Annotated in this window: 10 protein-coding genes; 7 read left to right on the forward strand and 3 right to left on the reverse strand. The window is 71.7% G+C overall.

Annotated features, from left to right (window positions below; genetic code table 11):
* Positions 1 to 31: 31 nt before the first annotated feature.
* The gene (locus ACFU8Q_RS03440) at positions 32 to 634 is read right to left on the reverse strand and encodes a TetR/AcrR family transcriptional regulator (protein WP_384447213.1); all 603 of its coding nucleotides are present in this window, start codon (positions 632 to 634) and stop codon (positions 32 to 34) included.
* Between the two features lie 116 nt (positions 635 to 750).
* Here ACFU8Q_RS03440 and ACFU8Q_RS03445 point away from each other — a divergent pair, with 116 nt between their 5' ends.
* The 5 genes from ACFU8Q_RS03445 to ACFU8Q_RS03465 all read left to right on the forward strand — a co-directional run bounded on the left by ACFU8Q_RS03445 (position 751) and on the right by ACFU8Q_RS03465 (position 8,219).
* On the forward strand, positions 751 to 2,208 hold the full coding sequence (locus ACFU8Q_RS03445; protein ID WP_384447215.1) for a purine-cytosine permease family protein: 1,458 nt from the start codon (positions 751 to 753) through the stop codon (positions 2,206 to 2,208).
* Positions 2,205 to 3,677: an aldehyde dehydrogenase gene (locus tag ACFU8Q_RS03450; RefSeq protein ID WP_384447217.1), complete on the forward strand. Its 1,473-nt coding sequence runs from the start codon at positions 2,205 to 2,207 to the stop codon at positions 3,675 to 3,677. The genes ACFU8Q_RS03445 and ACFU8Q_RS03450 overlap by 4 nt, the downstream gene beginning before the upstream one ends.
* A complete protein-coding gene (locus ACFU8Q_RS03455; protein WP_384447219.1) occupies positions 3,674 to 5,017 on the forward strand; it encodes an ArgE/DapE family deacylase in 1,344 nt (447 codons plus the stop codon). Before ACFU8Q_RS03450 ends, ACFU8Q_RS03455 begins: the two co-directional genes overlap by 4 nt.
* 14 nt (positions 5,018 to 5,031) lie before the next feature.
* On the forward strand, positions 5,032 to 6,381 hold the full coding sequence (locus tag ACFU8Q_RS03460; protein WP_384447221.1) for an aspartate aminotransferase family protein: 1,350 nt from the start codon (positions 5,032 to 5,034) through the stop codon (positions 6,379 to 6,381).
* Positions 6,382 to 6,749: 368 nt separating this feature from the next.
* Positions 6,750 to 8,219, forward strand: a complete 1,470-nt coding sequence (locus ACFU8Q_RS03465; RefSeq protein WP_384447223.1) for an APC family permease — start codon at positions 6,750 to 6,752, stop codon at positions 8,217 to 8,219.
* 89 nt (positions 8,220 to 8,308) lie between these two features.
* Here ACFU8Q_RS03465 and ACFU8Q_RS03470 read toward each other — a convergent pair whose 3' ends face one another.
* Both ACFU8Q_RS03470 and phoU read right to left on the reverse strand, forming a co-directional pair.
* Positions 8,309 to 8,458, reverse strand: a complete 150-nt coding sequence (locus ACFU8Q_RS03470; RefSeq protein WP_351075307.1) for a hypothetical protein — start codon at positions 8,456 to 8,458, stop codon at positions 8,309 to 8,311.
* A gap of 258 nt (positions 8,459 to 8,716) precedes the next feature.
* Positions 8,717 to 9,397 (reverse strand): phosphate signaling complex protein PhoU, encoded by a 681-nt coding sequence (gene phoU, locus ACFU8Q_RS03475; RefSeq protein ID WP_383759178.1) that lies wholly within the window; start codon positions 9,395 to 9,397, stop codon positions 8,717 to 8,719.
* A 198-nt stretch (positions 9,398 to 9,595) separates the two neighbouring features.
* On the opposite strand from phoU, the gene ACFU8Q_RS03480 reads away from it, so the two are divergent.
* Positions 9,596 to 10,870, forward strand: coding sequence for a sensor histidine kinase (locus ACFU8Q_RS03480; RefSeq protein ID WP_384447225.1), 1,275 nt, complete (start codon positions 9,596 to 9,598; stop codon positions 10,868 to 10,870).
* Positions 10,867 to 11,547, forward strand: a complete 681-nt coding sequence (locus ACFU8Q_RS03485) for a response regulator transcription factor (protein ID WP_030977814.1) — start codon at positions 10,867 to 10,869, stop codon at positions 11,545 to 11,547. Before ACFU8Q_RS03480 ends, ACFU8Q_RS03485 begins: the two co-directional genes overlap by 4 nt.
* Positions 11,548 to 11,592: the final 45 nt, after the last annotated feature.

Genomic DNA, 11,592 nt, shown 5'->3' on the forward strand with positions numbered 1-11,592 from the left:
GGTGACGGGAGGGCGGTGACGGGAGGCGCGCTCAGAGGTGCGCGCACCCCGTCGCCGCCCGCGCGTACCCCAGGATCAGCTGCCGCGCCTCGTCCGGCGTCACCTGGGTGTTGCGGCTGACGATGTGCAGCCCGTACCCGTCCTCCAGCGCCACCAGATTGCGGGCCACGTCGGCCGCCGGTTCCGCGAGCGTGAACGCGCCCGCCACCGCGCCGACTTCGAGCACCGTCGTGTACAGCGCCACCTCGCGCGCGAACAGTGACGCCATCAGCGCCGCATGCCCCGTGCTGCGTTCCGCACGGCGGTGCAGTTCGTACAGCAGGCTGTGCTGCGGGTCGCCCGCCCCGTGCGGCTGGCCGCTGCCGATCAGCGCGCGGAGGCGTTCGACAGGGTCGGTCACCGGGTCCGTGGAGGCGTGGCGCGCGGCGACATAGCGTTCGACGGCGCCCCGGTGCACCTCCAGGACCAGCTCGTCCATCTCCGGGTAGTAGTACAGGACCGATCCTGCCGACATCCCCGCCTCGGCCGCGATGTCCTTGATCCGCAGGCCTTCCAGCCCCCGTTCGGCGATCGCGCGCCCTGCCGCGTCGACGAGGGCCTCCCGTCGTGCTGCCTGGTTCTTCGGTCTCCCCATGAAGTTAATTCTCTGTTACTTGGTTCAAATAAAGCAAGTTGATATCCCCCTAGGCATTGACGCCTGGTTGGCCCGTTGTTTGAATCCATCTTCAAAGAACGGCGAAGGGGTTTCCGATGACCGGAAGCAGCACCGGCACCAGCAGCACAGAGCCGGCCCAACCGGCACACCCCGTGCTGGAACAGCGCACCATCGACGCAGTCCCGGCCACCGAACGGCACGGCCGCACCCGCGACCTGTTCACCATCTGGTTCTCCGCGAACCTCGGCCCGCTCACTGTCGTCACCGGCGCCCTCGCCCCGACCGCGTTCGGGCTCTCCTTCTGGTGGAGCCTGGCCGCCCTGCTCGTCGGACACCTCGGCGGCGGGTTCCTGATGGCGCTGCACTCGGCGCAGGGGCCGCAACTCGGGGTGCCGCAGATGATCCAGAGCCGCGGCCAGTTCGGCTATGTCGGCGCACTCGCCGTCGTCCTGGTCGTCATCGTCATGTACCAGGGGTTCTTCGCGTCCAACCTGGTCGTCGGCGCCCAGTCGCTCGGCCAGGTCGCGCCCGTCGGCGAACGCACCGGTGTGCTGCTCGGCGCCGCCGTCAGCCTGGTCGTCGCCGTCGTCGGCTACCGCCTGATGCACCGCATCGGCGCCGTCACCAGCTGGGTCTTCGGCGCCGTGCAGCTGGCCGGGGCGGCCTGGCTGCTGTTCGGCGGACTGCCGAACGGCTTCCTGGACCGGGGCGGCTTCAGCCTCGCCGGGTTCCTCGGCATGGTCTCCGTCGGCGCGCTGTGGCAGATCGCGTACGCCCCCTACGTCTCCGACTACTCCCGCTACATGCCCGCCGACCGGGCCGGGGTCCGCTCCACCCTCTGGTGCACCTACGCCGGCTGTGTCCTCGGCAGCCTGCTCCCGATGGTCGTCGGCGCGGCCATCGGACTGGCCGGCGGCGCCGACCCGATCGCCGCCCAGCAGGACCTCCTGGGCACCCCTCTCGCCCAGATCACCCTGTGGAGCTTCGCGATCGTCACGATGCTCACCAACTCCATGAACCTGTACGGGGCGGTGCTCTGCGCGGTCACCGCCGTCCAGACCTTCGCGCACCGCTGGCTGCCGCGCGCCACCGGCCGGGCGGTCATCGGAGCGGCGCTCACCGCGCTCTCCGTCGTGCTGGCGCTGGCGCTCGCCGACTCCTTCATGACCAGCTACCTGAACCTGATCTACGTACTCCAGTACGTGCTGATCCCCTGGACGGCGATCAACCTCGTCGACTTCTACCTGGTCCGGCACGGCGACTACGACGTGGCGTCGTTCTTCGCCCGCGACGGCGGGATCTACGGCCGGTGGAACGTCACCGCGCTCGCCGTGTACGCCCTCGGCATCCTCGCCGAGATCCCGTTCATGGCCCAGTCCCTCTACACCGGCCCGCTCGCCCACGCCCTGGGCGACACCGACCTCGGCTGGATCGCGGGTCTCGTCGTCACCGTTCCCGCCTACCTCCTCGCCGCCCGCCTCACCGCCCGCAACGCCCGCACCACTTCTTCGGACGTGCCCGCACCCACCACCCCCGGAGTACCCGCCGCATGAACACGTACGCCAGCTGGCAGCAGCGCGCCGCCGCCCTCGACCCCCGTACCCGCGCCTTCATCGACGGCCGGTCCGTGGACGCCGCCGACGGGGCCACCTTCGCCACCGTCGACCCCGCGACCGGAACCACCACCGCCCACGTCGCCGCCTGCGGACCCGCCGAGATCGACACCGCCGTCCGCGCCGCCCGCACCGCCTTCGACGACGGCCGCTGGTCGCGCACCGACCCCGCCGTCCGCAAGCGCGTCCTGCTGCGCCTCGCCGAACTCATCGAGGACCACGGTCCCGAACTCGCCCTGCTGGACACCCTCGACATGGGCAAGCCGATCGCCGAGTCGTACGGCACCGACGTGCCCGGCGCGGCCGGCTGCTTCGCCTGGTACGCGGAGGCCGCCGACAAGCTGTACGACGAGGTGGCACCCACCCCGCCCGGCAACCTCGCCATGGTGCGCCGGGCCCCGCTCGGCGTCGTGGGTGCCGTCGTGCCGTGGAACTTCCCCCTCGACATCGCCACCTGGAAGCTCGCCCCGGCCCTCGCGGCCGGCAACAGCGTGGTCCTCAAGCCCGCCGAGCAGTCCCCGCTCTCCGCACTGCTCCTGGCCGAACTCGCCGCCGAAGCCGGTCTGCCCGACGGGGTGCTGAACGTCGTCCCCGGCCTCGGCGAGCGTGCCGGGCGCGCGCTCGGACTGCACGGGGACGTCGACACGATCGCGTTCACCGGATCGACGGCCGTCGGCAAGCACTTCCTGCGCTACGCCGCCGAGTCCAACATGAAGCAGATCTGGCTGGAGGCGGGCGGCAAGAGCCCCAACCTGGTCTTCGCCGACGCCGACCTGGACGCCGCCGCCGAGCGCGCCGCCTGGGGCTTCCTCTACAACACCGGCCAGGTCTGCTCCGCCAACTCCCGTCTGCTGGTGGACGCCTCGATCGCCGAGGAGTTCACCGCCCGGGTCGTCGAGCATGCCGCCGCGTACGTTCCCGGCGACCCGCTCGACCCGGCCACCGTCCTCGGCCCGCTCGTCGACGAGGCGCAGGCGACCCGCATCCTCACCGCGGTCAAGGAGTCCGGCGGCGACCTGGCCTGCGGCGGCACCCGCCCCGACCGCCCGGGTGCCTACCTGGACCCGACGGTCGTCACCGGCCTCGCTCCCGACGCCCCGCTGGCCCGCGAGGAACTCTTCGGCCCGGTCCTGACCGTGCTGCCGTTCACCGGCGAGGAGCAGGCGGTACGGATCGCCAACGACTCCCCGTACGGACTCGCGGCCTCCGTCTGGACCCGCGACCTGGCCCGCGCCCACCGGGTCGCGGACGCACTCCACGCCGGGACGGTCTCCGTCAACACGGTCGACGCCCTGAGTACGGCGACCCCGTTCGGCGGCTTCAAGCAGTCCGGCTCCGGGCGGGACCTCTCCCTGCACTCCTTCGACAAGTACACCGGCCTCAAGACGACCTGGATCGCGTACGCATGACCACCACCACGCCCGATGTCCTGGCCGAGATCGACCGGCGCACCGACGAGCTGATCCGCCTCACCACCGATCTCGTGGGCTTCGACACCACCGTGCGCGGCGACGCGCGCGAACCCGCCCGCGACGAGGCCGACCTCCAGGAGTACCTGGCGGCCCGGCTGCGCGCGGCCGGGGCCACCGTCGACGTCTTCACCCCGAAACCCGGCGACCTGCCGGACTCCCCGCAGACCCCGCCCGGCCTCGGCTTCGACGGCCGCCCGCAACTCGTCGCCCGGTTCGCCGGCACCGGGGGCGGCCGGTCACTGCTCTTCAACGGCCACATCGACGTGGTCTCGGCGGAGCCCCGCCGGGAGTGGAGCAGCGATCCGTTCCGGGCCGAGGTGCGCGCAGGGCGGCTGTACGGGCGCGGCACCTGCGACATGAAGGGCGGCATCGCGGCCGCCGTGATCGCCGCGGAGACCCTGGCCGCACTCGGTGTCCGGCTCCCCGGCGACCTGCTGATCAACACCGCCACCGACGAGGAGTGGAACGGCGCGGGCACCCTCGCCTCCGTCGGGTACGGGGTACGGGCCGATTCCGCGATCGTCCCCGAACCCACCGACCTCGACGTGGTCACCGCCCAGCGTGGCATCCTCGGCGGCACACTCACCGTCGCCGGCCGCCCCGGGCACGCCGAATACCCGCCGGGCGACTGGCGGACCGGCGGCGCGGTCAACGCCATCGAGAAGACGCTCCCCGTACTCGCGGCCCTGCAACGCCTGCGCGAGCGCTGGGCGGACGACCCCGCGCACAGCCATCCCCTGCTGCCCCCGCCCTCCCTCGTACCGACCACGATCCACGGCGGCGAATGGTGGGTGACCTACCCGTCGTCCTGCGAAGTGGGCCTGGACATCACGTACTTGCCCGTACAGGCGGACGCCGGCGGCTGGGCGAGCCGGGTCCGCCACGACATCGAGCAGGCGGTACGGGAGGCCTGCGCCGCCGACGGCTGGCTGACCGCCCACCCGCCCCGGTTCGTCTGGGACACCGAACTCCCGCCCGCCGAGGTCGACTCCGCGCACCCGCTCGTCGGCGCCGTCACCGCATCGGCCACCGCACTGGGCCGCACCCCGCGCCTGCTCGGCGAACCCTCCTGGACCGACGCGGCGACCCTGACCCGGATCGGCAGCACCCCGGCCGTCTGCCTGGGCCCCACGGCCACCCGCCCGGACGGCTCGCCGACCCTCCACACCATCGACGAATACATCGAGGTCACCGACCTGGTGGACACCGCCAAGGCACTGGCCCTGGCAGCCCTGGCCCTGACCGCCCCAGCACCCGCATCCGTACCCGCCGTCTGAAAGGACGTACGACGATGACCCTCAGCCACGCCGCACTCGCCGCCACCGACCGGGCGCACATCATCCACCCCTACCTCCCCGGCACCGCCGAGGAGCGCGTCATCATGACCGAAGGCTCCGGCTGCCGCCTCACCGACGCCGAGGGCCGCTCGTACCTCGACGCCACCGGCGGACTCTGGCTGGCCCAGATCGGCCACGGCCGTGAGGAGGTCGCCCAGGTCGCCTTCGACCAGATGAAGCAGTTGGAGTACTTCACCAGCTTCTGGGAGTTCTCCAACGACAAGGCCATCGCGCTGGCCGCCCGGCTCGCGTCCCTCGCCCCCGAGGGCCTGAACCACGTCTACTTCACCTCGGGCGGCTCCGAGGGCAACGAGGCGGCCATCAAGATGGCCCGCTACTACCACCACCGGCGCGGCGAGTCGTCCCGCACCTGGATCCTGGCCCGCGACAAGGCGTACCACGGCATCGGCTACGGCGGCGGCTCGGCCACCGGATTCCCGGTCTACCACGAGGGGTTCGCCCCGATGATGCCGCACGTCTCCCACCTCACCCCGCCGTGGCCGTACCGCACCGAGCTGTACGGCGGCGAGGACCCGACCGACTTCCTGATCCGCGAACTGGAGGCGCGCATCGCGGAGATCGGCCCGCAGAACATCGCGGCGATGATCGGCGAACCCATCATGGGCGTCGGCGGCATGCTCGTACCCCCGGCGGACTACTGGCCGCGGGTCCGCGAGGTCCTCGACCGGCACGGCATCCTGCTGATCCTCGACGAGGTCGTCACCGCATACGGCCGGGTCGGCGAATGGTTCGCCGCCCAGCACTTCGGTGTCACCCCCGACATCATCGTCACGGCGAAGGGCATCACCTCCGGTTACACCCCGCTCGGCGCGCTCCTGGTCGCCGACGGGGTCGCGGAGGCCCTGCTCCTGGACCAGGGCTTCCCGATGGGGTACACGTACAACGGCCACCCGGTCGCCGCCGCGGTCGCCCTGGCCAACCTCGACATCATCGAACGCGAGGGGCTGCTCGGCCGGGCCGTCACCATGGGCGCCCACCTGCACGCCGAACTGCAGGCCCAGCTGGGCGATCTGCCGATCGTCGGCGAGATCCGCTCCGTGGGCATGATGCTCGCCGTGGAACTGGTCACCGACCGTGACTCCCGCACCCCGCTGCCGCTGGACCCGGCCCGCATGCCGCACGACGTGATCCGCCGCGAGAGCGGCGTCATCGTCCGCGACTCCGCACACAGCCTGGTGCTGTCCCCGCCGCTGATCATCACGGAGGAGGAGACGAAGGAGGTGGCGGCGGCGCTGCGCTCGGTCCTGGAGAGGACGTCGCCGTCGGGCGAGATCAGGCCGTAGCCCCTCCAGCCCCATTCAGTCTCGCGGGGCCCACCGCGCCTCGCCGGCGTTCGAGGCGCGGGGTCCGGGGCGGAGCCCGGTTACGGGAAGGGGTGGGCAGAGGAAAGCCCCGCGCGGCAGCCCGCACCCGCCCTCACCCGTACCCGCACCTGCACCTGCCCCGCACCCACTCCGCGAACCCGCACCCACTCCGCGAACCCGCACCCGCGAACCCGCACCCACTCCGCGAACCCGCACCCGCGAACCCGCACCCACTCCGCGAACCCGCACCCGCGAACCCGCACCCGCGAACCCGCACCCGCGCCCCCGCACCCGCGCCCCCGCACGCGTACGTACGTCCCTACCCGCCCCGCCCCCGAGGACCGACCGTGCCCGACTCCCCGACGTCCCCCACTCCACACCTCCACCGCAGCCTCCGCCGGTTCGACATCATGGCGATGGGCGTAGCCGCCGTCATCTCGTTCGACACCGTCGGCCAGATCGCCACCGGCGGCGGCGAGGCGGTCACCTGGACCGCCGCGATCGCCGTCTTCTTCCTGGTCCCGTACGCGCTGCTGTTCGCCGAGACCGGCGCCGCGTTCCCGCAGGAGGGCGGCCCGTACGTCTGGGTGAAGCGGGCCTTCGGCCGGCTGCCCGCCGCGATCACCACGCTCTTCTACTGGGTCACCAACCCGATCTGGCTCGGCGGTTCCCTGGTCTTCCTCGCCGCCGAGACCTGGGACGGCTTCGTCTTCCACCTCGGCGAGGGCACCTTCGCCGACTACGCGTTCAAGCTGCTCTTCATCTGGGTGGCGATCCTGACGGCCGTCGTGTCGCTGCGCCGCGGCAAGTGGATCACCACGGCGGGGGCCGCGGTGAAGGTCCTGGCCCTGGTCGTGTTCACGGCGACCGCGGTCGCGTACGGCATCGGCCACGGCTTCCGCGGCCTGGACAGCGCCTCCTTCTCACCCACCACCGCGGGGTTCCTGGCGCTCGTTCCCGTCCTGCTCTTCGCATACGTCGGGTTCGAGGCGCCCAACGCGGCGGGGGAGGAGATGCATGACCCGCAGCGCGACGTACCCGTGGCGCTCGGCCGCTCCGCGCTGATCGCCGCGGCCTGCTACCTGCTGCCCGTCTTCGCGATCCTCGCCGTCGTCCCCGCCGGGCAGGTCACCGGCATCGGCGGCTTCATGGAGGGCGCCAGGATGGTCTTCGGCGTGTACGGGTCGGCGAGCGGTCCGGTCCTGACCACGGTCGCCGTGATGTTCGTCTTCGCCCTGCTCACCCAGGGCAGCGCCTGGATGATCGTCAGCGACCGGATGCAGGCGATGGCCGCGGCCGACGGCGGCTTCTTCAGCCGTTCGCTGGGCGCCTTCCACCCCGCGCTCGGCACCCCGGTCCGCACCAATCTGCTCTCCGGGGTGATCGCGACGCTCTTCATGTTCGCCGCGATGCGGCTGGCCGCCGGGGACGCGGCGGCGGTGTTCGGCGTCGTCCTCACGGTCGCCGTGACCACCCTGCTGCTGTCCTATCTGGTGGTCGTCCCCGCGCTGGTGGCACTGCGGGTGCGGCACGGGGACGTGGCCCGGCCGTACCGGGTGCCGTTCGGCACCGCGGGGTTCATGGGCTGCGCGGGGCTCGTCTACGCCTGGATCCTGGTGGGGTCGTTCTCGGCGCTGTTCCCCGGGACGCTGGAGTCGCTGCTCGGCATCGGGTACGACTTCCATGGCATCTGGGGCGTCTCCCGGCTCACGTTCGAGGGCTTCACGCTGGGCACGGTGGTGGCCCTGCTGCTGATCGGTACGGCGGGGCACGCGGTGGCGCGAAGGCGCCGGGCCCCGGAGCCGCTCACGGCCTGAGACGGGCCACCCGCACACGACGGCGCCCCGCGCGGAGCAGCGAGCAGCCTGCTCCGCGCGGGGCGCCCTTCGGCTGCCGTGGCGGCCGGTCAGCCGCAGCAGCCACCGCACTGGCACGGGGCCCCGGACTGGCAGCCGCAACCGCAGCCCGAGCCGCAGCCGCAGGCGCCGAGCACGGTCAGGTGCACGACGTCGGCGGGTGCCTCCTGCTGGGGGTCGGTCGTGGGGGAATCGGCCATGGTTCCTCCTCTAGGCGTACGACAGGGCCGTACGCCACAGCGACGCGCGCACGACCGGGGCGTACGGACAAGACGCGCCGCCCCACCCCATTGGATGCCCACTCGGGCGGGCGCATCAACGGCGCACACGTGCAGAGACACACGTGCGACGGAATGCGACCGCGTACGCCTGGCAGCCCTGTGTCACGGCCCGCACGGTCCCGCGGTCTCACGGCCCCCACGTGCCCCGACAGCCCCACGGCCCCCGTTTCCCGCCCGTTACGCGCCTTCCACCGCAGTCTGCTGCTGCTGGATCTCGTCGGCGTGCTCACCCGTCACCAGGTAGACGACCCGCTTGGCGACCGACACCGCGTGGTCGGCGAAGCGCTCGTAGTAGCGGCCGAGCAGCGTCACGTCGACGGCCGTCTCGATGCCGTGCTTCCAGCGGTCGTCCATCAGGTGCTGGAACAGCGTGCGGTGCAGCAGGTCCATCTCGTCGTCGTCCTGCTCCAGCTGAAGTGCCAGATCGACGTCCTTGGTGATGATCACCTCGGCGGCCTTGGCCATCAGGCGCTGCGCCAGCTGCCCCATCTCCAGAATGGTGGCGTGCAGGTCGTGCGGCACCGCCGATTCCGGGAACCGCAGCCGGGCCAGCTTGGCGACATGCTGGGCGAGGTCCCCCGAGCGCTCCAGGTCGGCGCTCATCCGCAGCGACGTGACCACGATCCGCAGATCCGTCGCCACGGGCTGCTGGCGCGCGAGCAGGGCGATGGCCCGCGCCTCCAGGTCGTGCTGGAGGTCGTCGACCTTCTGGTCCGCGGCGATCACGCTCTCCGCGAGCTTGAGATCGGCATCGAGCATGGACGTCGTCGCCCGGCCGATCGCCGACCCGACGAGCCGGGCCATCTCGACCAGTCCCTCGCCGATCGAGTCGAGTTCCTCGTGGTAGGCGTCACGCATGGAAGTCCCTCTCCAGTCCTCTGTGTAAGGCCGGGGCCAGGTATGAACCCCACGCTGCCACCCTGGGTGGTGTACGCGTCGGGTTCCGGCCGCCCAAGTGAACCAGCCCTTGCTCCTCGGTGAACTCTGGGCGACGAGTGTTCGGACAGGCACTCGGATGGCTGGGAGAGTGCTCCCGGACCCGCATAACCTTGACGTATGGACGTGAACGCGGCAGTCGCCGCAGCTGCGGCGATCGGCGGTGCGTGTACCGGCGTGATCGCCATGCTGGCGTTCCGCTGGAGCGAGCGCGACCAGAAGAAGCCGACGCGCACGTCCTTGCGGCCCGACAGCAACGCCGCCCTTCCCCCGGGGGTGGACACGGTCCTCTCCGTGCTCAGCTCCTCCGCGGTCGTGCTCGACGAGAGCGACAGCGTGGTCAAGGCCAGCTCCGCCGCCTATGCGCTGGGACTCGTCAGGGGTGGGCGGCTCGCCGTCGAGGCGATGCTGACCATGGCCCGGGACACCCGTCGTGACGGTGAGATACGCCAGGTCGAACTGGACCTTCCCCGGCGCGGTACCGGGCGCGGCGAGGCCCTCGCGGTCTCCGCCCGGGTCGCCCCGCTGGGCTCCCGGCTGGTGCTCCTGCTGGTCGAGGACCTCACCGAGGCCCGCCGTATCGAAGCGGTACGGCGGGACTTCGTCGCCAACGTCAGCCATGAGCTCAAGACCCCGGTCGGCGCGCTCTCGCTGCTCTCCGAGGCCGTGATGGACGCCTCCGACGACCCGGAGGCGGTGGAGCGGTTCGCGGGGCGGATGCAGATCGAGGCGACCAGGCTGACCAACCTCGTACAGGAGATCATCGACCTCTCCCGGGTGCAGAACGACGACCCGCTGGAGGACGCCGAGCCGGTCCGGGTGGACGAGCTGGTGGCCGAGGCCATCGACCGCTGCCGTCAGCAGGCCGGCTCGAAGCAGATCACCATGGCAGCGGGCGGCACCGCGGAGCTCCGCATCTGGGGCAATCGCGGCCAGCTCGCCGCGGCGCTCGGCAACCTCGTCGAGAACGCCGTCAACTACAGCCCCGCCCGTACCCGAGTGGGCATCGCCGCCAGGCGGCTGTCCGTACCCGGCGGGGACCAGATCGAGATAGCCGTGACCGACCAGGGCATCGGCATCTCGGAGAAGGACCGCGAGCGGGTCTTCGAACGCTTCTACCGCGTCGACCCGGCCCGCTCACGGGCCACCGGTGGCACCGGCCTCGGCCTCGCCATCGTCAAGCACGTGGCCGCCTCGCACGGCGGGGAGGTCACGGTCTGGAGCTCGGAGGGCCAGGGCTCCACCTTCACCCTGCGGCTGCCCGAAGCGGGCTCCGTACGGGAACGCGACCGCAGCCCGGGCGGACCGCTCATCGTCAACGGCGACGAGGGCCCCTACGGACCCGCTCACCCCGACACCCCTGAACCATTCCCTGCCCCGGAGGTCCTTCCGTGACCCGAGTGCTTGTCGTCGAGGATGAGGAATCCTTCAGCGACGCCCTGTCGTACATGCTCCGCAAAGAGGGCTTCGAAGTCGCCATCGCGGCGACCGGCCCGGACGGGCTCGACGAGTTCGAGCGCAACGGCGCCGATCTCGTGCTGCTCGACCTGATGCTGCCGGGCCTGCCCGGTACGGAGGTCTGCCGCCAGCTGCGCAGCCGGTCCAACGTCCCCGTGATCATGGTCACGGCCAAGGACAGTGAGATCGACAAGGTCGTCGGCCTGGAAATAGGGGCCGACGACTACGTCACCAAGCCGTTCTCCTCGCGGGAGCTCGTCGCCCGCATCCGCGCCGTGCTGCGCCGCCGTGGCGAGCCGGAGGAGGTCACGCCGGCCGCCCTGGAGGCGGGCCCGGTCCGGATGGACGTGGACCGCCACGTCGTCACGGTCTCCGGCGGCAAGGTCGACCTCCCGCTCAAGGAGTTCGACCTGCTGGAGATGCTGCTGCGCAACGCGGGCCGGGTCCTTACCCGCATGCAGCTGATCGACCGGGTCTGGGGCGCGGACTACGTGGGCGACACCAAGACCCTCGACGTCCACGTCAAGCGCCTGCGCGCCAAGATCGAGCCCGACCCGGGCGCGCCGCGCTTCCTGGTGACGGTGCGCGGCCTGGGGTACAAGTTCGAGCCGTAGACCGACCGGTACACGACGGCGGAGGGCGCCCCCCGAAAGGGAGGG

The organism is Streptomyces sp. NPDC057543 (assembly GCF_042801895.1).
GTDB lineage: Bacteria > Actinomycetota > Actinomycetes > Streptomycetales > Streptomycetaceae > Streptomyces.

What these genes read in the sequence shown, in the direction of transcription:
- ACFU8Q_RS03480 (WP_384447225.1), top strand. Translation starts at nt 9,596, where the DNA reads ATGGACGTGAACGCGGCAGTCGCCGCAGCTGCGGCGATCGGCGGTGCG.
- ACFU8Q_RS03450 (WP_384447217.1), top strand. Translation starts at nt 2,205, where the DNA reads ATGAACACGTACGCCAGCTGGCAGCAGCGCGCCGCCGCCCTCGACCCC.
- ACFU8Q_RS03440 (WP_384447213.1), bottom strand. Translation starts at nt 634, where the DNA reads ATGGGGAGACCGAAGAACCAGGCAGCACGACGGGAGGCCCTCGTCGAC.
- ACFU8Q_RS03470 (WP_351075307.1), bottom strand. Translation starts at nt 8,458, where the DNA reads ATGGCCGATTCCCCCACGACCGACCCCCAGCAGGAGGCACCCGCCGAC.
- ACFU8Q_RS03455 (WP_384447219.1), top strand. Translation starts at nt 3,674, where the DNA reads ATGACCACCACCACGCCCGATGTCCTGGCCGAGATCGACCGGCGCACC.
- phoU (WP_383759178.1), bottom strand. Translation starts at nt 9,397, where the DNA reads ATGCGTGACGCCTACCACGAGGAACTCGACTCGATCGGCGAGGGACTG.
- ACFU8Q_RS03460 (WP_384447221.1), top strand. Translation starts at nt 5,032, where the DNA reads ATGACCCTCAGCCACGCCGCACTCGCCGCCACCGACCGGGCGCACATC.
- ACFU8Q_RS03445 (WP_384447215.1), top strand. Translation starts at nt 751, where the DNA reads ATGACCGGAAGCAGCACCGGCACCAGCAGCACAGAGCCGGCCCAACCG.